General features: G+C 37.0%; 18 protein-coding genes. 10 read left to right on the top strand and 8 right to left on the bottom strand.

Annotation, left to right across the window (positions count from 1 at the left end; all coding sequences use genetic code 11):
• Positions 1-165 precede the first annotated feature (165 nt).
• From ACWIB3_RS12045 to ACWIB3_RS12035, 3 genes are read left to right on the top strand one after another with little or no spacing between them, the layout of a single operon-like run.
• The gene (locus tag ACWIB3_RS12045) at positions 166-3,618 is read left to right on the top strand and encodes a SusC/RagA family TonB-linked outer membrane protein (protein ID WP_454291693.1); all 3,453 of its coding nucleotides are present in this window, start codon (positions 166-168) and stop codon (positions 3,616-3,618) included.
• Positions 3,619-3,628: 10 nt separating this feature from the next.
• Positions 3,629-5,164 (top strand): RagB/SusD family nutrient uptake outer membrane protein, encoded by a 1,536-nt coding sequence (locus tag ACWIB3_RS12040; protein ID WP_454291692.1) that lies wholly within the window; start codon positions 3,629-3,631, stop codon positions 5,162-5,164.
• 14 nt (positions 5,165-5,178) lie between these two features.
• Positions 5,179-6,687 (top strand): redoxin domain-containing protein, encoded by a 1,509-nt coding sequence (locus ACWIB3_RS12035; protein WP_454291691.1) that lies wholly within the window; start codon positions 5,179-5,181, stop codon positions 6,685-6,687.
• Positions 6,688-6,737: 50 nt separating this feature from the next.
• Here ACWIB3_RS12035 and ACWIB3_RS12030 read toward each other — a convergent pair whose 3' ends face one another.
• The 3 genes from ACWIB3_RS12030 to ACWIB3_RS12020 form a co-directional block, all read right to left on the bottom strand.
• Positions 6,738-9,266, bottom strand: coding sequence for a phosphocholine-specific phospholipase C (locus ACWIB3_RS12030; protein WP_454291690.1), 2,529 nt, complete (start codon positions 9,264-9,266; stop codon positions 6,738-6,740).
• A gap of 849 nt (positions 9,267-10,115) precedes the next feature.
• Positions 10,116-10,598 (bottom strand): hypothetical protein, encoded by a 483-nt coding sequence (locus ACWIB3_RS12025; RefSeq protein WP_454291689.1) that lies wholly within the window; start codon positions 10,596-10,598, stop codon positions 10,116-10,118.
• 439 nt (positions 10,599-11,037) lie between these two features.
• Complete coding sequence (locus ACWIB3_RS12020) at positions 11,038-11,559, bottom strand: hypothetical protein (protein WP_454291688.1); 522 nt, start codon at positions 11,557-11,559, stop codon at positions 11,038-11,040.
• 225 nt (positions 11,560-11,784) lie between these two features.
• Here ACWIB3_RS12020 and ACWIB3_RS12015 point away from each other — a divergent pair, with 225 nt between their 5' ends.
• From ACWIB3_RS12015 to ACWIB3_RS12000, 4 genes are all read left to right on the top strand, one after another.
• The gene (locus ACWIB3_RS12015) at positions 11,785-12,063 is read left to right on the top strand and encodes a hypothetical protein (RefSeq protein ID WP_454291687.1); all 279 of its coding nucleotides are present in this window, start codon (positions 11,785-11,787) and stop codon (positions 12,061-12,063) included.
• A 4-nt stretch (positions 12,064-12,067) separates the two neighbouring features.
• Positions 12,068-12,304, top strand: a complete 237-nt coding sequence (locus ACWIB3_RS12010; RefSeq protein WP_454291686.1) for a hypothetical protein — start codon at positions 12,068-12,070, stop codon at positions 12,302-12,304.
• A gap of 159 nt (positions 12,305-12,463) precedes the next feature.
• Complete coding sequence (locus ACWIB3_RS12005) at positions 12,464-13,213, top strand: helix-turn-helix transcriptional regulator (protein WP_454291685.1); 750 nt, start codon at positions 12,464-12,466, stop codon at positions 13,211-13,213.
• A gap of 201 nt (positions 13,214-13,414) precedes the next feature.
• Positions 13,415-13,759, top strand: a complete 345-nt coding sequence (locus ACWIB3_RS12000) for a hypothetical protein (RefSeq protein WP_454291684.1) — start codon at positions 13,415-13,417, stop codon at positions 13,757-13,759.
• A 73-nt stretch (positions 13,760-13,832) separates the two neighbouring features.
• Here the strand turns inward: ACWIB3_RS12000 and ACWIB3_RS11995 are convergent, their stop codons facing one another.
• Both ACWIB3_RS11995 and ACWIB3_RS11990 read right to left on the bottom strand, forming a co-directional pair.
• Positions 13,833-14,393: a hypothetical protein gene (locus ACWIB3_RS11995; protein WP_454291683.1), complete on the bottom strand. Its 561-nt coding sequence runs from the start codon at positions 14,391-14,393 to the stop codon at positions 13,833-13,835.
• Between the two features lie 329 nt (positions 14,394-14,722).
• Positions 14,723-15,232, bottom strand: a complete 510-nt coding sequence (locus ACWIB3_RS11990) for a flavodoxin (protein ID WP_454291722.1) — start codon at positions 15,230-15,232, stop codon at positions 14,723-14,725.
• A 611-nt stretch (positions 15,233-15,843) separates the two neighbouring features.
• Between ACWIB3_RS11990 and ACWIB3_RS11985 the strand changes: the two genes are divergently transcribed.
• The gene (locus ACWIB3_RS11985; protein ID WP_454291682.1) at positions 15,844-17,814 is read left to right on the top strand and encodes a DUF1963 domain-containing protein; all 1,971 of its coding nucleotides are present in this window, start codon (positions 15,844-15,846) and stop codon (positions 17,812-17,814) included.
• A gap of 24 nt (positions 17,815-17,838) precedes the next feature.
• Here ACWIB3_RS11985 and ACWIB3_RS11980 read toward each other — a convergent pair whose 3' ends face one another.
• The 3 genes from ACWIB3_RS11980 to ACWIB3_RS11970 all read right to left on the bottom strand — a co-directional run bounded on the left by ACWIB3_RS11980 (position 17,839) and on the right by ACWIB3_RS11970 (position 20,554).
• Positions 17,839-18,327, bottom strand: coding sequence for a hypothetical protein (locus tag ACWIB3_RS11980; protein ID WP_454291681.1), 489 nt, complete (start codon positions 18,325-18,327; stop codon positions 17,839-17,841).
• A gap of 193 nt (positions 18,328-18,520) precedes the next feature.
• Positions 18,521-19,537, bottom strand: a complete 1,017-nt coding sequence (locus tag ACWIB3_RS11975) for an acyltransferase (protein ID WP_454291680.1) — start codon at positions 19,535-19,537, stop codon at positions 18,521-18,523.
• A 90-nt stretch (positions 19,538-19,627) separates the two neighbouring features.
• Positions 19,628-20,554, bottom strand: coding sequence for a hypothetical protein (locus ACWIB3_RS11970; RefSeq protein WP_454291679.1), 927 nt, complete (start codon positions 20,552-20,554; stop codon positions 19,628-19,630).
• Between the two features lie 209 nt (positions 20,555-20,763).
• Between ACWIB3_RS11970 and ACWIB3_RS11965 the strand changes: the two genes are divergently transcribed.
• Positions 20,764-21,180, top strand: a complete 417-nt coding sequence (locus tag ACWIB3_RS11965; protein ID WP_454291678.1) for a DUF3995 domain-containing protein — start codon at positions 20,764-20,766, stop codon at positions 21,178-21,180.
• Between the two features lie 636 nt (positions 21,181-21,816).
• Entirely contained in the window at positions 21,817-22,338 is a 522-nt protein-coding gene (locus tag ACWIB3_RS11960) for a YqiA/YcfP family alpha/beta fold hydrolase (RefSeq protein WP_454291677.1), read from the top strand.
• Positions 22,339-22,608: the final 270 nt, after the last annotated feature.

The raw sequence follows: 22,608 nt of genomic DNA, 5'->3' as shown, positions 1-22,608 counted from the left end.
AGACAGTACAAACTTAATCATTAGACTGGATTTTACAATTTAAGTCCGTCTTGATTTATGGAATGTATTGTTCATTATGATGTACCGATGAGCAATAAAAAACATGTTTTTTTATTAAAAATGAAACTGACCATTTTTCTATTTTTATTTTCCATGCTAGGGGTCATGGCAAAATCTAATGCACAGAAAGTCAATTTGGACCTCAAAAATGCCACCTTTAAGAAAGCATTTTTAGAACTTACCAAACAGACTGGCTATATCTTTGTGTTTGAGGATGGCGTAATAAATCCGGATTGGAATATTAACCTAAAAGTTTCGAACAAGGATTTTTCAGAGGTAATGCCTGAGTTACTTGAGAATAAGCCTCTGCAATTTAAGAGAAGTGGAAAATCCATTTCAATTTCATTAAAGCCAGTAAGCCAAGTCAATCCTTCAAGAGCTCCACAGGTCAGTGAAAGCCAAGAGCAAGGGACCATTACTGGTCAGGTTTTAAATGAAAAAGGAGAAAAGCTAATCGGGGCAACCATCATTAATCTTCGTACACAGAAAAACTATTCTACGGATGCGCAGGGTAGTTTTACCATCGATGATGCGCAAGCGACAGATATTTTGGAAATATCGTATTTGGGATATGAAAAAAGGCAGCTTCAATTGGATGGGAAATCATTCTATTCTGTGCTACTGACTCCCAAGCCTGAAAGCATCGGTGAGGTGACGGTTGTCAATACTGGTTTTCAAACTATTTCTAAAGAAAGGTCCACAGGCTCATATGGTACCGTATCCAAGGCTCAATTGGAGAAACCTTCTACCAATATTTCGCAACGGTTGATCGGGACAGTACCTGGAATGCAAGCTAGGTCTGTAGATGATAAAGGAAATCCTAAACTCGAGATCCGTGGCCAATCCAGCTTGATGGCCAATGCATCCCCATTGGTTGTTGTGGATGGTTTTCCTATCCAAGGTGATTTCTCCTCCATCAATCCCAATGATGTTGAATCCGTTACTGTTTTGAAGGATGCCGCAGCAGGCTCAGTTTGGGGAGCTCGTTCTGCAAATGGGGTTATTGTTGTCACGACTAAAAGTGCCAATAAAAATGCTCCATTAAAGGTGGAATTAAATGTATTCACTAAAATCTCACCCAAACTGGATTTAAGCTATGTTCGTCCACTGGCTTCCTCTTCTGAAACGGTACATTATGAAATGAAAGCCTATGAAAATTGGCGTGCCCTACCTGATCCATTTTCTTTTTATGATGTAGGCTATGATTGGGGAACAGCATCCATATTGATGAATGAAGCTAATTATGGGTTTATAACAACGGCTGAGCGTGATGCACAATTGGCTCAATTGAAAACTTTGGACAATAAGAAGCAGATCACTGATCATTTGCTTGACAATCCAGCGGCTACCCAATACAATTTCTCCATTTCCGGTGGCTCTGAAAGGATGACCAATTATCTATCCCTGATGCATGAAAGTAACCAGTCAAACTTTAAAGAAACCAATGGTAAAAAATATTTGATCAACTTTAGGAATATTACCAGCATTACAAAATGGTGGGATTTAACCTTGGGAGCGAATTATCTGTTCAATAAAGATCATAACAGTGGAGTTACCTTGGAAGATCTGAATAGCTGGTCACCTTATGATATGTTGATCAATCCTGATGGCTCCTATACAAATGTCCATAAATATTATGCACCTATTCTAGATCGAGAAGTTCCTACTGCTTCATTTCCTTATGCTGACTGGACCTATAACCCGATATTAGAAATTGCAAACAGAAACCTCAGTATAGAAAATACACAGGCTAGATTTCAAGGGGCCATGAATTTTAAATTGTTAAAAGGCTTATCTGCAGAATTAAGAGGTCAATATGAATATGGAACAGCCAATACCCGAAATCTGTACAATGAAAACAGTTTTGAAGTCAGAAAGTCTGTAAACGAATCGACGACTTGGGATCCATCCGTGGAACCCAACCTCTTTATAATGAACCTTCCCAAAGGTGGCATTTTAAAGCAAAAACGAGTACGTACAGATTTATATAATGTAAGAGGGCAATTAAGGTATAACCGCGATTTTGGTCCTGATCATGAGCTTGATGCCTTAGCGGGTATGGAATTCCAAAGCTTAACAGCGGAGTCTGTTGAAAATCCACCTGCCTATGGGTATAATGAAGAAACCATGTCTGTAGGGACTTTTCCAAATGGCCCAGGGGGACCATCTAATCCTATCCTAGATTATTTGGGACAGGAAATTACGTTTCCATACCTTAATGTTTTTGGATACACGACACAGCGCCTATTCTCTGCTTACGGGAATGCTGCATACACTTATAAACAGAAATATATCCTTTCCGGAAGTTACCGTTTTGATGCATCCAATTTAATTACTGATGATCCTAAATATCGTTATGCCCCATTCTTTTCCGTTGGGGGAATGTGGCATCTCTATAAAGAAGGGTTCATGGAAAATGTGGATTGGATAGACCGGTTAACAACCCGATTGACCTTTGGAAAGTTAGGCAATTATGATCCATCTACCACATTCAGGCCCTTGATTACACCAAGCCAGTCTCCCGATCTATATATCAATGCACTGATTGCTGGATTTGCAAGTTACGGTAATCCAACCCTTAGATGGGAGCAGACCAGTAATTGGGATTTCGGAATAGACTTTTCATTTTTTGAACACAAACTATTTGGTAAGGTAGACCTCTATAAAAAATCTGGTAAAGACCTTTTGGCCGAATTGTCCATTCCTTCTATCCATGGTACGTTTATCCAGAAACTGAACAATGCGGCAATGGTCAATAAAGGTATTGAAATAGATCTTGGTACTTCGCAGAATTTTGGCGACCAAGTACAGTGGACTGGAAACGTAAATTTCGCTTATAATAAAAATGAGATCACGGATTTATTTGTTGTGAATTACAATGCATTCCAAATGCCTTTGGGCGGCTCTGCTGCTTATGTAAAAGGCTATGATGCGAATACGGCATGGCGATGGCAATATTCTGGTATCGTCGATAATCAACCGACCCGAATTGGCCCTGATGGTGAACCCTTCCCATTATCTTCTTTTCCTGAAGGCAATCCATTAACCTATTTGAGAAATATGGGTACCATGGTAGCACCATATACCCTTGGCTTTATGAACTCCTTCAAGTATAAGAACTTTGATTTCTCCTTTATTTTCACTGGTAAATTTGGGCATGTATTTCAAACGCTAGGATTCAATTATCCGCCAAACTGGGTTTCTAGAGTGCTTCCGAATTCAAAATTATCGGAAGTGAATACTGCAGATCCAAGCAAGATGGTCCCTTTGCCGTTGAATAAAGATGATTCGGAATATTATATCTGGAGCTATGTGACCAGTTCAATGGATTATCTGATCCAATCAGCATCGCATCTGCGACTTCAAGAAATCTATTTAGGATATCATTTTCCAGAAACCTTGACCAAAAGAATTGGGATCAACAACGTACTGTTGTATGCACAGGGGAACAATCTATTCAGCATCTATTCCAACAAGGCTGGAGAAGACCCAGAATTCCCAATGGGCGGAATGCGTTTGATGCCTAGCTATACCTTCGGGTTGAAGTTTGACTTTTAAAACTTAGAAAATGAAAAAAAGAATATTTACGATATCGATCATATCTTCCCTGTTATTAACTTCATGTAGTAAAATTGATGATTTCTTAAATGAACCTCCAAGCAAAACCTCGGAATTGGAAATCAAGACCTTTGATCAGTTAAACCAGTTGTTAAATAACTATAGCGAGGTATTTGCCCAAGATCTAAACATGACTGCGGTCTTTAGTTCTGATGATTATTTTCTAAGTACGGGCATTTATGATGCCGATCCTTCGGTTGTATCCATCACAGCAGTTAAATACGGTCTTTGGGATAGCAACTTTTTGCCAACAAATACTGGTGATGATTTCTGGACTGCCGAGTATAAAAAGGTTTTTTATGCTAATACTGTTTTGACCTATCTTGACCAAGTTTCGGGTGGAACTGCTGAACAGAAAAACAACATGAAAGCTGAAGCTCACTTTATTAGGGCTTATAGCTTATGGCAATTGGCAAATACCTATTGTTTACCTTATACCGAGGCCAATGCAAATGAGCTCGGATTGCCCATAAAATTGACCATCAGTTTTGAGGAAAATAGCGAACGTCAATCTTTGGCAAATACCTATGCGCAGATTGAAAGTGATCTTGCTGAGGCCTTAAAGATCAATACGCCATTGGTCCAAAGTGGGAGAGCAGTACATTGGCGAGCCAATAAGACTGCAGTAAATGCATTTGCAGCAAGGTATTGGTTGAACAGGAATGATTATGCCAAATCTCTACAATATGCTAATGATGCTCTATCGGGTTATAGTATCCTTGTGGATTATAATTCCCAAATGCGTTTTGGAATTCCTAAAACTGTAACACTGGATGCAGGTACAGCAAATCAGAAATCTTTTACGATTCAATATCCCTATACCCATAATAATCAAGTAGAATATACCGATATGATCGGATGGAAGGAGTTCCTATATTTTAGGATGCTTTCCAATCCCAGTTATTGGTATGTACCTAGTCCCGAATTATTGGCTTTATATGACCAAAAAAATGATCTACGCTATAAATACAACATCGTTAAAGGTTACTCTTATGATAGAGGGATGTTAAAGCCATCCTATGATTATCCTGGCTATGTATTTTTTTATAAAGATCGAATTCCCTCAGGACCAACTGTTGCGGAGATGCTCTTAACAAAATCGGAAGCCCAAGCCCATTTAGGAAATGCAGCTGCTGCCATGGAAACATTAAATACTTTACGTTCTAAAAGAATGCTTGCGGGACCTTGGGTCAATTTAACAGCTTCAAATAAGGAAGATGCAATTAAAAAGGTTTCTGATGAAAGAAGACGTGAAATGCCTTTTTCCCAAAGATGGATTGATGTCCGTCGATATAATCATAATGAGATTTCCTCAGATGATATCATTATGAAAAAATCCTTCTATCCGTATAATAACTCAGTTGTCAATAATGATCAGCCTAAACAGGATTATACGTTATCCAAGGACTCAAGACGTTGGGCAGCTCCAATTCCGGTTTCGGATATAGAAGCTAGTAATGGAAAAATTGAACAGAATAAATACTAAAAATCGGACCTATAATGAAAATCAGACTTATTCATAGCACTTGCCTATTCATTATTTTCATGGCATGTTTGGCAAAGCTAAATGCCCAAACGGGAGAAGAGTATTTATATTCTGCCAAGGAAATGGCAGATCTTCAGGCTGCGGTACTTGCTCATCCAGATAGTATGGAGCTGCATGAAGAGTATCTTGCGGGATTTGCTAAGCCTGAACAGGCAGAAATTGAGTACATCAAATTAATAGCTAAATTCCCAAATTCTGCAACCTTTCCAATTGCAATTGCCAAAAAATTAGGTGATTTCAATCCCAAAAGAATGCAATACTTGTTAAAAGCGGCAGAAATCGATCCAAAAAATGTAGAGAACTGGGAAAATCTGGCAAGTGATGCAGCCTTCAAAGGAAACAAAGAAGATGAAATCAGGTATATTCAAGAAGCTGTCCAAGCTAATCCAGAAAGCCTTGATCTAAAGGCCAGGTATGTGTTCCTGTTTTCTGATGATGCAGATGAGTTTAAGGTAAAGGCCAATGAATTTATCGATAAATACCCTGATTCTGAACAATCCATTACCATATTTAATATTGCCGGAATAGTTTTAAAAGATGATGCTGATAAAATCCAGTCCGGTGAACGTATGTTAAAACTGTTTCCAGACAATGAAAGTCTGGTTTTTTTGGTAGCAGTGGTGCGACTGGTTGATTCTTATATAAAGACCGAACAGTACGATAAGGCCATTGAACTAGCAACAAATTATAAGGATAAGGGAGAAGCTAATTTAGGATTAGCTGAAAAACTCTCATTAGCGCAAAGCCTCAAAGAATCTGATGCTAGAATGAAAGCTGGTCAATTTGCAGAAGCAAAAGAACAGATCATCAATATTCAATATAGAACATTGAATGGTAATGACTTAGGGAGCTTACTGATGCTGAAGAAGGCTTTGGCGTTAGACGCGAACAAAGAGACCCAAGCAGCATATGATAGTTTAATTATTCTTCAGGCGCATAAACCTTCATTAGCCAATCAGGAAGCCATTTATAGATATGGCGCAAAATTGAATAAGAGCAATCAGGTAGTGGATACTGATGTTTATCAACATGTCATGAAGCAGGCAGAGAATGCCAAGCCTTTTTCTCTTGATTCATTCGATTCCGAAAAGAAAGTTACCTTGGAAGATCTAAAGGGGAAAGTAACTTTACTGACTTTTTGGTATCCTGCTTGTGGGCCTTGCAGAGGAGAGATGCCGCACTTTGAAAATGCAATTAAGGGCTTCGATCGCGATAAGTTCCAATACTTAGGAATCAATATCTATAGGGAACAAGATAAGCTCATCAAATCCTTTTTAGACAATACAGGCTTTAGTTTTACCCCTTTGGGAGCAAGTAAAGAAATTAAAAGAGATTATCAAATAGTCGCTGCACCTACTAACTTTATCATTGATCAGCAGGGGAGGATCGTCTATTCAGATTTTACAGTTGATGCTGAAAATGAACAGATGTTGACCTTGATGATAGAATCCATGATGAAATAGATTGAGAATAAGAAAGGCTTTTCCATGACAGAAAAGCCTTTCTTAATTTATCATACCCGATTGATCAACGGATCTGTTATGCTCTCTTTGCCGGTTTCCACTCTTCCTGCAAATCTTTGATAAAAATCTTTATTTCCTTGTGTAGTTAAAATGAAATCATACCAACCTGAACTTCCAGTCAAATCGATGCTCAAATTCTCCTCTGCGTTCGCTGGAATACTCTTTTCAAATAGGACGCCTTTTTTATAGCTCATATCTTTCACACTGATCTGTAAAGTTGAAGAACCCTTGTTTTTTATCCTTAGGCTAATATTTTCAGTAGCTGCTTTCGTCATTCGTTTCAATTCTCCTGAAACTTGGGCCTGAATTTTCGGATCTTGTGCCGTACCGGCGAATTCCCTAAAGAATCCATTTGGACCGTGTAGATGTAAGCGGTATTTTCCGGAATCAAAAGCTGAGATAGGCCACTCATATTGGATTTCATCGCCAGCTTTAACAGCAAAAAACCAGTTTCTACATCTTTCTTGCTTTCCGTTTTCTGTAAAATTATCCGGAGCATAAACAGTAAATGCTGAACCGGCAGCATGATCGGCAAATATTTTGTTGTCAGCCTTCATCGTAATGCGGATTCGCTGTTTATCCAGTAATTCCAGGTCAGCGTTTAACTGGTAGGGCAGAGCTGTTGAGATTCTTTTTCCAGGTTCTTGCTGGGACATCAATTTGGAATAATTTCCCGTTTTAAGAGCTTCTTGGATATCTTGATCGCTGATCTCATGGAAGTTCCCTGGATCTTCTTTGAATTTCGCGCTGTATATGCTTTCAATAAATGGATTCCGATTTAAGAAACTGATACTTTTCTCTTTTGGATTGAAAGGGGAGAAAGCTGAGGTCAAATTTCCACAAATCGTTCTCCTCCAGTTCCCTATATTATCAAAATGAATATTTTTATTGAATTTTTTATTAACAAAATGCTCCAGAAATTGTAGGGTCGAGGTGTGATCAAACACCTGCGAACATACCTTTCCACCACGGCTCCAAGGTGATGCAATGATCATGGGAACACGAAACCCTAGGCCTACCGCTCCCTCTCTTGCTTGTTTCTCTGGAATCCCTTGTTTTAATTCATTGCTCAACCTAACAAATTCCTCTTCAGTTTCAATCCCTTGGGAAACTTTACCCGTTTCGGGTTTGTTATTGTCAGGAATGCTAAAAGGAGGGATGTGATCATAATATCCATCATTTTCATCGTAAGTGACAATAAAAATGGTTTTCTTCCATACTTCAGGGTTCTTGGTCAGGATATCCAAGATTTCAGAAACATACCAAGCTCCATACCAAGGAGCACTAGGATGATCCGAAAAATTCTGTGGTCCGGCCAGCCAAGAAACTGTAGGTAACTTTCCAGCTTGGACATCCTCTTGGAACTGATAAAGTAAATTCCCTTTTGGCACCGCTAGTTCTCTTTGGGTATTCTTGTCCTGATAGGTCAATGTATCAAGGTTCCTATAATCAGGATCTCCTTCATTGGTAATAAATGCACGTTTATATAGACTTTTCTGTTTTGGAGTCAGTTTTTCAAAATTAGTTTTGCTCCATTTTTCCAATTCTGCAATGGCATCATCCAATGCTTTTTGCTTATCTCGGATGCTGGCTTGGACTTTCTTTGCCCGTTCTTGCGAAGATGGACTTTCTTCTTGAAGTTTATTGATTTCACCTGGTAGGGTTTCTATCCTGTTTTTTAGGCCTGCTACATAGCGATCATTGAATTTTACCTGATAAGCTTCAAAAAATTCAAGCAGGTTACATCCGAAATTACTAAGCCAAGAACGCTCTTCTCCTTTAAACCCACCCACACTGCTCAATTCATTTTGATAAAATCCCCAAGAAATGCCATTGTCCTCAAGTAATTCAGGGAATGTTTTCCAGGTCTCCTGTCCATAGGAATAGTCCTCATTCCGGATGTTTGCTTTTGGCAATCCGTCTTGGGTACTCATGATTTTTCCAGTCCAGAAAAAAGAACGGTTAGGGGTTGTACTGGTCATGGCCGAACAGAAGTTTTGGTCACAAATGGTGAAGGCATCTGCCATGGCATAATTGAAGGAGAGGTCCTCACGATTGTAATGGCCTAAAGTCAAAGGCATATCTGCATATCTCTTGTTGCTGGAGCGTTTTGAGAGCAACCACTTGTCATATTTCCCAAGATTATAGGCATCGACCTGACTTGCTCTAGAATGTGGTAGATCACCAATCCATGTACTTTTACTTTCTTTGATATTCAAGCGAAAAGGAGCATAGGTTTTACCTGCGAGATCTGTTTGGAACCAAACAGGATTTTTGTTTGGAAGTAGCACTGCTCTCGGATCATTGAAACCTCTGACCCCAGAAAGAGAGCCGAAGGCATGGTCGAAAGAGCGGTTTTCCTGCATTAATATCACAATGTGCTCAGCATCTAGAAAGGTACTCCCAGGATCGGGATCGATGGCCATTGCTTTTTGAATAGCGGAAGGAATTACATTCACCATTCCTGTCGCCCCTGAAAGCATAATTACTTTCCTTAAAAATTCTCTGCGGTTATCCATGAGATGTTGGGTTTGTTTAGGTTTACCTAATTTACCCCATTGGGAGAGAAAATTTCGAGAGAATTGATTATGAAATTGTTAAGTAAATAGAATTGTTACGAATGAAGATTACAAGCCTCCGGCATTCTTTCCACTTTTCCGCCAAGGAAATGAGCCGGTTGCTAAAGGACTTCCTGCGGAAAGATGATTGTTTGTATAAATTGGGAACCCCTAGCGGGGATGGAATATTTGTAGAAATTGGATGTGTGCAGTGGCCAACCCACAGCGTGGGTGAAATATTTTTCAATATATCTTTTTGAAGACAGAAAACAGTTCTTTCGCTTTGCTCAAGATGACAAAAATTCTAAAAAACAAGAAATAGATTCTTCGTTTCACTCTGAATCCCTCTTTAGCGGATTTTGATTCTGTACAATCAATGAAGAATCTTTACGGTTCTCCCCATAATGGCTTTGACTACTTCAATCTTCGATTGAAGGACTGTTCGCCAATTCCATAAGGGCTGTTGTAGAATGAAGATCTGCATCGTTCCGAGATGCTTCGTTCCTCAGCATGACACAAAAAAAACGTTAACTTATTAATTTTGACCTACGACCCTGTCGTCCTGCACTTCAGGTGCAGGAACCGTTCGCCAATGCTTTTTTTCCTGATTAGGTAATAAGTAGGTATAGCCCTGAGATGTTTCGTTCCTCAACATAACAAAAAGGGGGGACCGAAACTTTAAAATAGCTCGCCAATTCTCATAATGTTGTTTTTGATGTTGAAGCTGTGCATTTATCCCTAGAACCTTCCTTCGTCAAGACAAGAAAATGGAGTTAATCTTCGATTGAAAAATTATAAATCTTCACTCCCTTATTTCCAGGAATATCCAATTCCAGCTCCGATCCAGAAAGGCATATTTCCATCAATGGTATTGAATAAAGGCGTATAGGTCGCCTGAAAGCTCAATCCATTATCCTTGGGAGAATATCTGTAACCTATATCAGCCGAAAAAATAACAGATTTGAAGTCACTGGGTTTCTTTTCACCTTCTCCATTAAATGCAAAAACAGAATTTGCACCAATCAGTAGACCATTATTGCCCTCTCCATAGATATAGTTAATGCCTATAGGTGCCGTGTAGATTCTGTCAGTGTCAAATGCGCCAAAAGTTCCCCCAAAACCAAGCCTAGCTCCCCATCCATCATTGACATTCCTTGAAAATCTCATGTCGTAGTTAGCCGATCCAAATATGCTGGAACCTCCCAGCTCAAAGAAGGCTAATTTTCGGTGCTGCGCAGAAGCATTCATTGTGCACAAGGTAAGCAATGATATAAAAAGTATTTTTTTATTCATGTCGAGATAATTTTTCGCAATATTAGTTAATTTACTACAGTTAAAGGAATAATTAGCGAAGTGTTTATTGATTTATTTGAGTGTCTTTTTTTGTTCCTGTTAATAATATTGTTCCGTTAAATGGGGCGTTTAAGGTAATAGTGTTTTTTAGGGTTGTCATAAAAGCAAAACTCAGACAAAAAAGAACTAACAAAATGAGGGGCAATATTGGGCCGAATGGCAAAATGCCGGAAATTTATGGAATGAACTATCTAATATTTGGACAAAATTTTATCAATTCTTTCGGACCTTCTTTTGGTCTTATTCGAGACATATTTTGAAATTTCCGAATATGGGTCGAACATGGGTAAAAGGAAAGTCGAAGGGAAAGGTCAAATTCGAACAAAAAAATGGTCAGAATTTTTCCGACCATCATGATATTTTTTTTAACCGTTAATTACTAATTAGGCTTTATAGAAGTTTTAAAGGAGCCTTCCGTCAGTTTAAGTGTAGCTAAGGTCACTAAGCCTTGGGTACGCACTAAAACGCCAGAAAAAGTACCTTCAACCTCATTGTTGTTGATCTTGTCAATTTTTAGGTCAAATGAATCTTCGGGAGCCACGGTATCATCAGTTGCGGTTGAATTTACTTGCCCAGATTCATTTGTGGTATTATGAGCTATCAACAATTTAAACCCTGATCCGCCATCTAAATGATATTCGCCTGCAGGTACACGAGTGGACTCAGACATCACATTGATCATTAAAGACTCTTTACCTTGGTCCATCGCAGTTATCATCAGATAATTTCCGCCTTCAACCCAATTCGCACTCACATTCGCGAAGATTTTTTCAACGCCATCAACCTTGACTTTTAGATAATTGTTTCCTAATTCTCCAGAAACGCCTTCATCTTTGCTGCAACCTAAATTTAATAGTGTAAAAACAGCTAATACAGCTCCAAATAATATTTTCCTTTTCATAATAATATAGTGTGACATTGCAGAGAGAAGCGAAAATCGTACCAGTAAAGAGGGAAAATGGAATGAAAGATTCCGTTCTTACGGAATTCCGTAAGGAGCGTTCATATTCCTTTTATATTTTTCAGTCGTGTTGAAAATATTCGGATCTGGTTTAAGCAATTTTGAACCGCCAACTTTTGGCGGTTTTGTGTTTTATGTTTGGACCATTATCAAATCAATTTAAAAATGGAACAGACAAATTTAGAAAAAAATGAAACTGAGATTGCTGATGTAGAAGTAGGTGCGGCGGCAAATGAAAAAGAAACCATTGCTACCTATGCTGCTTTACTGCTCTGCTTGATACCTGGTTATTGGATTGTCCTTTATTGGTATGCTTTATACCAGCAATATTCCATAGAATATTCAGCTATTGTTGTGGGACTGATCATAATGATAATCGCCTATTTGGCTTTTATTTTTACTCAGGCCATGGTCAAACATATTATTTTATTCATTATAAAATAAGGTCATGGGTAAAATATTGACGGTAATAATCTTCATTTTAATGATCAGTGGTTCTATTGGGCCAGCGATTTATTTATTATTAATCATATATGGGTCTTTGGGACCTGAAGATATATTCTTATATACCGACTGGGCATGGGCCTTTAATATCGTTTTATTGATTTTAGGAATTTTGGCAGTGAAGCTAATGTTTAACACCAGTAAGGATATCAGTGGATTTATCATCGGATTATTTAAATAGAATAACGTGAATCATAAAAATAAATTTTGTCTTTGGTTGTTGGATACCTTGCAGAGAAAGCCATTGAATCTACAGGAAATTCAGGCAAAATGGTTGTATGCTAGTTGTAATCCTGATCAGGATGAGTTATCCGAAAGAACTTTCAATAGGTATAGGAGAATGGCTGAATCACAATATCAGGTCCAAATAAAATGTAATAGGAGTTTAGGCAATCGGTATGAGATAGAAAATAAAGAAGAAATCTTAAATGATCGGTTTCTAAGTTGGGAACTGACAAGTTTCCGGTTAGGGAATCTATCTAAGGAAATTAGGGATAAATCCTTTGTGGTCATGGATCCCGCACCTCCAGCAGCCGATCTTCTTGAACCTATACTGGAATGTATTGAAGGTAAAAAAATCATGAGAATGATTTATAAGTCCCATTATAAGGATGCAAAAGAGGTTTCATTTTATCCGGTTTTTGTGCGATTGTGCGGTCAGCGATGGTATGTTGTAGGTGTGAACTGTGCAGATTACAAAGAAAGGGTATATGCCTTTGAAAGAATTCAAGAATTAAAAATAGAATCTGAAAAAGATCCAAAAATTGTAAAGAAAAATATTAATATAAATCCCAAAGATTATTTTGCGCATAGTTATGGCGTAATTAATGAAGGTGAACCAGAACTCATAAAAATTAGGGCATTTTGGCCTCAGAACGCCTATCTAAAGGATGTTCCATTACACCATTCCCAAGAAATAGTTGAAGAGTGTGAGGGCTATACGGATTTTGAAGTATTTATTCGACCTACCTATGATTTTATACAGGCACTTTTGTCAAATAGAGAACAATTGGTCGTTATGGAACCTCAATCCTTAAGGTTGGAAATGCTAAATATTTTGAAAAATATGATTGGAAGGTATGGGGCATGAAGATGAAAAGGTTTTCTATAAAATTCAAAAGGATAACAATATCCTGACAGAAGAATTATTCAAGAAGAACTAAGGAAAATTCCTTTACGAGCTTAGCCCATACCTTTGTTTTTATATAGTATTTGAAATAAAATTTGATAATTATAATTAATTAAATTTATTTTTGATTCTGACTATTTAAAGAAATAAGATCCAAAAATCATGAAAAGAATTTTAATAGCATTGTTGGTTTCCTTGTGCGTGATAAGCTGTTCTGAAGAGCCTGAATTGCACCTGGAAAATATTGTTGGCCGATGGGTCATAGATAATGATAAACCAGCAATATTTATTAACCTGAAAAGTGACCAATCCTTTGAAATGAACGTGGATGTCCCTAAACCATTAAGTCTAAAGGGCAATTATAACTATGGGGACTATCTATTGACCTTGCGATCTACAGGGCTTGAAGCTATTTATGGTGTGACCTTCGTTTCAGATGATGAGATTATTTTAGATGAAGTTTCAAAAACAAACCTTCCAGATAAACTGAATCTGGTTAGGGAATAATTTGCTCATAAAGATTGTATTGGAAATCCTTGATCGTCCAATACAATCTTTCCGCTGATAAATGGAGAACAATTTACTGTGTTAATCTCCTCAGTTCAGGCATGGTGATTACCTCTTTGGAATATAGTGCTGGGACAAGATAGATCTTGTATTTTTTCTTCGACTTAAGCATTTTTGTGATGGCAAAATAGCCGTGATCAATAGCACTTATCGGGTATTTATGGAGCTCTGTAATGAAAAGTTTTTTGCCAATGATACTCTTTGATTTCTTTGACACATTTAAATCATCAATGGCATCTGATGTCATTCCTGCTGAAGTTATGATACTGGAAGCACCTACTATTTTAATGCCCGACTGGAGTGAAGATAGATCTGTGCCCATCATGGCTATACCGTAACCAAGCGCGCCTCCAATATCCCCAATTTGCTTGAGCCTCCCCAAACCAAGATTCCTTTTCTGTTCTTCAATCGTTGTAAATTCATAGGATGCAGGAATATTAACGATTAGGGTGTCCTGAATTTTTAATGTCGTAGAATCGTTGATAATGGCGATTTCAACTTTTTCAGAGTCTTCTTGTGCTGAGGCAAAAGAAGAAAGTAGCAGTAAAAGGCTGCAGCATAGTAAAGTTTTCATAATCAATTAGTTTTTGTTTATATGAATTTAGAGAGGCAGATTAAGGAAAATGACAATTACAGGTTAAGGGATTATGAAATAATTGTAAGGTTGGGTTTGCAGTAGTCAATGCGTGTTTTTTAGCACTATTTCTATTTTCGTTCTAACCTTTGGTTAAATGTTTGTAAAAAGATGGTTTCCTAATTATTTAAGGACTTAACCAGGGTTTTTTGGATAGCACAAATCCTAATTAAAAAGAAAAGGCTCACCAAATTTTATGGAGAGCCAAAAACTTTTCTCATCAATGAATTGATTATAGTTTATTCCTATTGCGAGAATAAGGCAATTCTTTACCTATGCAATCCTATTTTAGTCAGCCAAATCTCAACATCTTTATCAACCTGTTCTGCTTTGGATCCTTCCATGACGAAGAAAATCCCATCGCGTTCTTTACCACCTTGAGTGGAATATCCATCAACGATTCTGCTGTTTGTAGCTAATTGTTTGATAGTAGCCAGGCTGGTGCCAATTCCATATCCGGCATTCGTGTTGAAGGGAATAATAGTTTTGCCTTTTAAATCGTATTTCGAAAGAAAGCTTTTTATTGGAGGGGGAAGCTGCATACCCCATGTTGGAAAACCTACAAAAATGATGTCGTAAGATTCCAGATTTTGGATGTTTGTTTTAAGCGGGGGTAAATAGCCTGTTCTGTTTTCTTCAGCTACCTGATCGACCATGGTTTGATAATACTCTGGGTAAGGTGTTTCAATTTCAATTTCTACTATTCCACCGGCAGTTTTTTGTTGGATAATTTCTGCCAAGACCTTTGTGTTTTTTGTTCTTGATAAATAGACGATCAATATATTTTTATTTCCTAAGGAGTCCTGGTTTCCTGATAAAGTTTGCTCTTTGGAGGTAACAGACTCTTCAGCTCTTGTACAGGAGATTGAGGATAGGAAAATGCTTAGTATAAAACAGTATAGCATGTTTGTTTTCATCTGTATTCCATTGATATATGCAAACAAAGTTCTTAATAGTAGCTTACTAATTAGGTATACAGATTACGGAGATTGCTACCAATATTACCTATCAAGTACCAATATTGCATTTCAGATGTTCATGTTCGGGAAATTGTGCTGTCAAATGGCAATTGGGCATAGAGGTGGAGGTAAATTTATTCATCAGCATTTATCCTGCTAATGGAAAGGCGGTCCCACTCAGTTTTTTAGGTAAGAGATATTGCTTGTCCCGTTGAGAGATGGAGAATATATAGCTTTCATAAGTAAAAGCTTGTCAATCTATTTGGTAAAGGGAAAATAAATTTCAATTGGAATAAATTGTTGTTTTAAATCTATACTGTTATCGAAACAATATAAATATACTCATGAGTTTTCCATGTTTTTTAAGGTGGTGGTTAAATTCTAGCGAAATTGATTATATTAGGTTTGCAATATCCTAATTGTATATCACTATGGAAAACGATCAAATTAAGCAACCGTATTTTAAGATTGATGGTCAAGAATATACTATTCAAGCAAAGAAAACGAAATGGGTAATTGGAAAGTTAAGTAAAACCTTATATACAGAGATCAGCATCCTGAGTCAGGATGTGGAGTCTGATAAGAAGAAGGGTTTGCTGAATGATTTTTCCGATGATGGGATTATATCAATTGATTTTGAGGCTTCAAAAATTTTTAAGGATGGCGTTCCAACTGGAATATGTTCTTATGAAGAGGATAAAAATCCTGAGGATTATACCTATTTCCGTAAGAATGGATTGGAATATTTGCTGTTTTTTTATGGTACCATTGAATATAAGAAGGGTTGGGTTTTAATTAAGGGGGATTTAAAAAACCGATACGGTGATCCTTCTCCTAGTTTTCCTTTGGAAGCGGCATTGGAGTTTGACCCAGCAAGTTTAGATTGGAATGACTATAAATTTAAGAGTTTGGAGGAAACCGAAGGTGCAGATCCTCAAACCATTCGGCTACTGGAAATTACCAATCCAACTTTCAGCACCTTGCCTGAAAGTATTTATTCGTTTGAAAATTTGGAGTACCTAATCATTCAAAGAATTGGGAATTATTGGGATAAGGATAAATTGCCTTTTGCTGATTTTGGAGAAAGAATCGCCGAATTAAAAAACTTAAAACAGATAACCGTAAATCAAGCTGTGATTAGCAGCCTCCCAGAATCCTTTGCCAAACTAATGCAATTGGATCGACTGAGTATTATTGACTGTGAGCTAAACACCCTACCTGATGGATTTTGGAAAATGCCTAGACTGGAATATGTCCTGTTAGGGAAGAATAAGATCGAAAGTATTCCTGCAGACATTCAAATGCCTTGGTTAGAATATTTGGACATCGAAAATAACCTTCTCAAAACTCTTCCCGAATCGCTACTTCAACAGCCTAATCTGAGAACCATTAAGGCAAGTTTTAATCCCTTGGAAAATCTTCCTTTTGCCTATAATTCCTTTAAAGGCTTAGGTCTGACCATGGAGGAAATAAAACGACTCCTGGATACGACATATCCAGGTGCCGATGGAGGAGGAACGGTCAAATGGGATGAATCGATGTATAAAGCTGAACATAATAAACTATTGATTTCACCTGTAGAGAAAATTATTGACACGAATGATTTATCTGAATATAAGGAGGCATTAGTTTCCTTGGTAAAGCGAAGTGTAGGATTTAAATTGACCAGCGAAGAAGATTATGCTGAAGTCGGAAATCATCGGTTTGGTGGACAACCTGATTTGCCTGAAAATATTCCATATCCAACTTTCTATTCTGATTATAGAGAGCAAGAATTAAACTATGAATTCATAGCGCAAATCAATTGTGAAAGGATTGCGGCTCTACAGGATTATTTACCGCGAACAGGGACTTTGTTTTTCTTTTTTAAGAGTTTTCAGTTTTTTGGATCTGAAGATCAGGATATCGGAAAGGTCATTTATGTAGAAGACAATAAGGATCTGGCTTCTGGAAATAGATTTGATTTTGTGGAGGGAGATTTCTTTGAACTCATGGATGGGGAATACCAAGCCAATAAGGCTGATGCATTCCTGACGGTTTCCGCTCCTTCTTTTTATGCGAGTTATGTCAATAATTATCTTTTTGAAGGAAAGGCAGAATCTTTAAAAGATCAATATGATTTTACCTATGACCTGTATGAACCATTTGAAAAACCAGTGCTAGATCTGCATGGATTTGACCATGCCATGAATGCCTATGGTTTTACACAACATGAGTCTCCAGAATTACAGGCAGCCTTGGCCAGGAAAGGAGAGCCTCAGGATTGGGTTACCTTGCTATTAGTGGGGTCCAAGGGGAGTTTTCAATGGGGCGATGCCGGTGACCTGTTTTTTGTGATCCATAAAAGTGATTTGGCTAAAAAGGATTTCAGTAAGGTATTCGTGACCATGGAAAGTAGTTAGGGAAGGAGGGATGGAATAGTGAAATTACCATGCATAGCCTAATCCTACACCTCCAACCAATGATAGCCCAGAATCCTGTACATAACAAGGATTAATTGTTGCCTGAAAAGCGAATCCTTTTTTCAATGGCCTGAATCTATAGCCAATATCCAAGGAAGGGACTAAAATAACGCCCGATTTTTCGTATGCATTTTCATCCACTAGGGTCGTTGTAAGGTTGGCACCGAATAAAAAGGCTGATCTGTTTTTGCCTTTGACATAGTTTATTCCTAATGGAATGTTTAATTTAGAGTCCCAAAACCCTATTAATGAACCGGTTCCTATTCCAGCTTTGAATCCCATTCCTTCTCTGGAATCTTTCTGGAACCGCCTGTCAAAATTAATACTAGCCAGTAAACCAGAACCAACTGCTTCTGCGTAAATGAATTTCTGTCCCTGTGAATAGGATGGTTTTGCTGAACAGGTAATCATGATCGAAATGATTAGGAGTATTAAGCTGTTATGATTTTTCATGGTTCTGATTGGTTATTTAGGTATTGTGGGCTTATGATATTTTAATTCATAAGTTGTAGCTTATATATCGGTAAATGTTTAAAGGGTAGCCTATGTTTTGGCTATTATAATTGATTATAATTTAGTGTGTAATATGTTTTAAAGATAATTAATAGTTTTGATGTGAGTGAAAGATTTTGAGGTGGAAATCAGTCTACCCGCTAATATATTTACCATAAGGTATCTTCCTGAGAACAAAGGTTATGATAATTGAAGCTATTATGGTACAAATGGTTGCTAATGGAATCAGCCAGACTGTTCCCACCTGTTTTGCGATAATGGGATGGAAGTAATTCAGCGGTATGATATGGGCAAGATAAATTCCAAAGCTATACTTGTCGGTAATTGATACCCATTTTGGGACCTTTAGATCTTGCATGCTTTCCTTTACCCACAGGAATAAGCCGGCTGCTGCCAAAGCTGTTGAAATGAAAAGGTAGTTATAGAAAAAGGTATTCAGTTTGCTTGCGTTTTGATTGAGCAGATTGGTTCCAAAGCCTGCGATAGCGATCATCAAAAGATAGGTTAAGGCCCAAACTATCTGTCTGTTGCTGAATTTGAAAGTTTTGATGCTGAAGTAATACCCTAATACCAAATAGCCAATATAACCAGAAAAGAAGGTGAGGTCGAATTTCGGCATGTAGGAGTAAAGGGGTTTGCTCATGAAGCAAGAGGATAGGAGCCAGAGCACAAGGAACCATTCTATTTCCCGAGTCGTGGAATGGATCAGGATCTTTCTCAAAAATGGAATGGCCAAATAGGCGCCGATGATCATGTATAGATACCATAGATGCGCATTGGCTCCGTGCAAAAGCTTATCTACGATGATGGACCATATCTTTTCATTGGATAATTGGTCAAATTTCGTGTATCGGTAGAAATAATAGATTAGATAAATAATTGTCCAGAATAGAAAGGGATAGATGATTTTAGGAAGGCGTTTTTTGTAAAAAGTCCATGTGTCCTCATCTTTTGGAATTAATAAGGTCCCAGAAATAATAACGAAGATAGGCACTGAACATCGTGTAGCCGCATTGATCCAATTGGCATAATTCCAATCAAAGGCATTGGTGTCTATACGATTGAGGAAACCAGTGGAAGCATGAATAAGTACCACAAATATCGTCGCGATAACGCGCAGATAGATGAGATAGGGGTTTTTCTCGGCCATAGGGTAAAAGTATGGATATTTGGAGAAAAATTAAGTAGGTGATTCTAATTTAAGAATTACCCTTCTTTGAAAGGGTAAGAGGTCATCAGTTTAATAGGTTATCTTGTAGATCAATGTTAATTTATTGAAATCAGGGAATATGCTGGAAAGGCCTATGATATTCTGATTGATAGAAACCATGGTTGGGCGGGAAAGGTTATCGTAAGCAAGCTCATAAGAACTTGCTTTTTCCCAGTCTGGTTGGACTGCTACGTTTTTCTCTTTAAAAACATACGTGATGCTTTGAATAGGTTGTTTGGCCGTAATAATGTCTGATAGCTCGATAGGATTGAATCCCAGTTGATTATATAATTTATTTAAGAAATGGGCTTTATCTCCAGGTTTAAAGAAGATATGGGCTTCAATATCTTCAAAATTATTTGAGCCTCCGGTGCTCGGAAAAAAGTCATTGCTGCCGGAATATATTGCTTTTTGAAGATTGTCGGATTCATAGTAATATTTCATGGTTTTTTCAGCGGATAAAGTTGTAGTAATTCTCCCCGCAGCGTATCCAGTCACAATGGTTTTCCATGTCAATTCACTTGGGTTACGTTGATTTTCCAGGTATTCAAATTTGGCAATAACAGGTTTGTCTTTGGCGATATCTGTCGCTGCCGGTTGATTGTCCTGATAATAATAGTTTAAACGAACTTCTGCCAATCTTCCATCTGTATCCCAAATGTATCCGTACTCACGGATTAATTTATTGCTTTCATCGGTTAATGATCTTTTTTCAACCTTTCCTTGAGCGTTATAGGAAAACTTCTCTAAGCCATATCCAATTAACCTGCTTTTTTCATCATACTTTAAATCTACGGTATTACCAAATCCAGTGGATGCTTGGAGTTTGATGATTTCTAGCTTGCTGATCAGGTCTGATGGAGTTTCTTGTACGGTTTGATCTTTCTTGCAGGAAATTAGGGTTAATAGAAATGCTGCAAAACCTATAATAGTGGATGTGATTTTTAGTGTTTTCATAATTATAGTGTGAAAGGTCTACCGACGAACTAATTTATTAATAAATAAGGATAATTTTGGGTAAATCTTTTATGACCTATAACAATTTCTCTGAATCAATTTATTGCCCAGCATTTCGTGATTTCTGTTATCAAAAATCCTTTTAATTATGATGTGGAAAAATCGTATTTTAATATTGTCTTTAATTAGATTTTATAATAATGAATAGCATGCTTTTAACAATTTTGATCGTCTTAACCATTATCTTCTTAATTATCTCCCTGTTTCATTTGTATTGGGCTTTTGGAGGAACCGTAGGAAAAACCGAAAGTGTGCCGGTAACTGAAAAAGGAACTCTATTGTTTGAGCCTGGGTTCATGCCTTGCCTTGTTGTGGGACTTGGTTTCTTGTTTTTGATTTTTCTCCTGTACCTACCAAGTCTGGATTTAGTTTCTGACACAATTTCGAGTGGTATACTTTGGTTAGTAATGGTCGTGTTTTTATTGCGTGTAATAGGTGATTTTAATTATGTCGGCCTTTTTAAGAAAGTGAAAAACACGACATTCTCAAGAAATGATAATAGATATTTTGTGCCATTGTGCTTCTTGATCGCTTTATTGATATTGGTGAAGAATCTTGCTGATTAATGAATTGAGCTAAATTCAAGTAAAAAATGTTTATCATTTTACACTGTTTAATCGTGCTATCTAAAAGAATACTTAATAAATATCACAGTTATTGAAATTTTTGTGCCACTCGTCGTATTATGTTAAAAAAAACGACTATGGTTATTTCATACTACATTTATTATAAGATTAAATTCCTGGAATATTTTCCTAAACTTATTCTTGACAAAGTATTAATTCCATTGCAGGAAAGATATTATAGGAGAAATAATTATCGACTGCTTATTTGGTTTATTGGAAATTTCATTCAATTGGTCTATACAGTTCTCACTGAATTATTTGTAATAACCTACGGTAAGCCGAAGCATTATTTTCCTCAAATAGATTTCTATTCCAATACATCGCTTCAAAGTTTTTATAAAGGTCCATTTAAAATAAAATACCGGCATTTAAAGCTAGAATTGAACATTCTATTCTATGGTCTATTAATCTACTTTTGGGGAAATTAAAAGTTGGTAAGCATGAATAATTCAGTATTTCGAATGGTCAATAAATTGATAAAATTTTCAATACAATTGATCTATGCCTTGCCTTGGTTAATATTTGTTTTGCCCCTTTGTGTAATTAAAGTTCTATTCACTAACAAGAAAATTACTCATGATTGATTTATTATATTTTCATGGTTTGGGATCCAATAAGGAATCTAGAAAATTTAAGCTGATTAATAATGCCTTTGATAGTAGCCACAGTTGTTTTTGTGTAGAATGGAGGAATGATACTGATATATCTGGACTATTAACTGATTTATGGTCACTCTACAAGGACAAAGAGGAACTTGTCCTTATAGGTGATTCCACAGGCGGAAATTTTGCATACCAATTACGAGAAAGGTTAAAAGTCTCTGGAGTGAAAATTAAATTAGTCCTCCTTAATCCCTTATTAGACTTTTCTAACAGGATTGCCAGTTTTCCCTTTCCGGAGAAACTTGAAAAGAGTTTGGAGAAAATAAAGGAAATAGACCATTGTTTTCTTCTTCAGAGTAATCGAGATGAAGTCATTGATCATTCCCAAATGAAAATAGGCCCTGAGGTGGAGCAATTAATCATAGATGATACGCATCGGATCTTGACTTTTGAGAATTATGTTGATGCAATTAAGAAGTATATTGAAAAACATTAAGTTTTTATTAATGTAATTGAGGTTTTAGAAGGGATTCACTCAATTATTTAAAGTTTAATTCTTTGGAATAATTGAGGTAAATGTATCTCTGATCATTCATTCATTACTTCTGTCGAGCTATAATTACTAAATTATTCGAGTAAAATAGGATTTTACGGTTTGCCGTAATTCAATAAAAAATATTTTATTGAATTTTGTTTCATATTAATTATTAACAACCAATCAATTTCAAGTCATAAGTTAATTTCAACATGATTGTTTTGGAATATT

The organism is Sphingobacterium sp. NPDC055431 (assembly GCF_053644255.1).
Note: the sequence above shows the minus strand (reverse complement) of the source record. Positions and strands in the feature narration are given on the sequence as shown.

What these genes read in the sequence shown, in the direction of transcription:
- ACWIB3_RS11975 (WP_454291680.1), bottom strand. Translation starts at nt 19,537, where the DNA reads ATGGCCGAGAAAAACCCCTATCTCATCTATCTGCGCGTTATCGCGACG.
- ACWIB3_RS11985 (WP_454291682.1), top strand. Translation starts at nt 15,844, where the DNA reads ATGGAAAACGATCAAATTAAGCAACCGTATTTTAAGATTGATGGTCAA.
- ACWIB3_RS12015 (WP_454291687.1), top strand. Translation starts at nt 11,785, where the DNA reads ATGGAACAGACAAATTTAGAAAAAAATGAAACTGAGATTGCTGATGTA.
- ACWIB3_RS11965 (WP_454291678.1), top strand. Translation starts at nt 20,764, where the DNA reads ATGCTTTTAACAATTTTGATCGTCTTAACCATTATCTTCTTAATTATC.
- ACWIB3_RS12030 (WP_454291690.1), bottom strand. Translation starts at nt 9,266, where the DNA reads ATGGATAACCGCAGAGAATTTTTAAGGAAAGTAATTATGCTTTCAGGG.
- ACWIB3_RS11970 (WP_454291679.1), bottom strand. Translation starts at nt 20,554, where the DNA reads ATGAAAACACTAAAAATCACATCCACTATTATAGGTTTTGCAGCATTT.
- ACWIB3_RS12025 (WP_454291689.1), bottom strand. Translation starts at nt 10,598, where the DNA reads ATGAATAAAAAAATACTTTTTATATCATTGCTTACCTTGTGCACAATG.
- ACWIB3_RS12010 (WP_454291686.1), top strand. Translation starts at nt 12,068, where the DNA reads ATGGGTAAAATATTGACGGTAATAATCTTCATTTTAATGATCAGTGGT.
- ACWIB3_RS12005 (WP_454291685.1), top strand. Translation starts at nt 12,464, where the DNA reads ATGGCTGAATCACAATATCAGGTCCAAATAAAATGTAATAGGAGTTTA.
- ACWIB3_RS12000 (WP_454291684.1), top strand. Translation starts at nt 13,415, where the DNA reads ATGAAAAGAATTTTAATAGCATTGTTGGTTTCCTTGTGCGTGATAAGC.
- ACWIB3_RS11960 (WP_454291677.1), top strand. Translation starts at nt 21,817, where the DNA reads ATGATTGATTTATTATATTTTCATGGTTTGGGATCCAATAAGGAATCT.
- ACWIB3_RS11995 (WP_454291683.1), bottom strand. Translation starts at nt 14,393, where the DNA reads ATGAAAACTTTACTATGCTGCAGCCTTTTACTGCTACTTTCTTCTTTT.
- ACWIB3_RS12045 (WP_454291693.1), top strand. Translation starts at nt 166, where the DNA reads ATGGCAAAATCTAATGCACAGAAAGTCAATTTGGACCTCAAAAATGCC.
- ACWIB3_RS12040 (WP_454291692.1), top strand. Translation starts at nt 3,629, where the DNA reads ATGAAAAAAAGAATATTTACGATATCGATCATATCTTCCCTGTTATTA.
- ACWIB3_RS12020 (WP_454291688.1), bottom strand. Translation starts at nt 11,559, where the DNA reads ATGAAAAGGAAAATATTATTTGGAGCTGTATTAGCTGTTTTTACACTA.
- ACWIB3_RS11980 (WP_454291681.1), bottom strand. Translation starts at nt 18,327, where the DNA reads ATGAAAAATCATAACAGCTTAATACTCCTAATCATTTCGATCATGATT.
- ACWIB3_RS12035 (WP_454291691.1), top strand. Translation starts at nt 5,179, where the DNA reads ATGAAAATCAGACTTATTCATAGCACTTGCCTATTCATTATTTTCATG.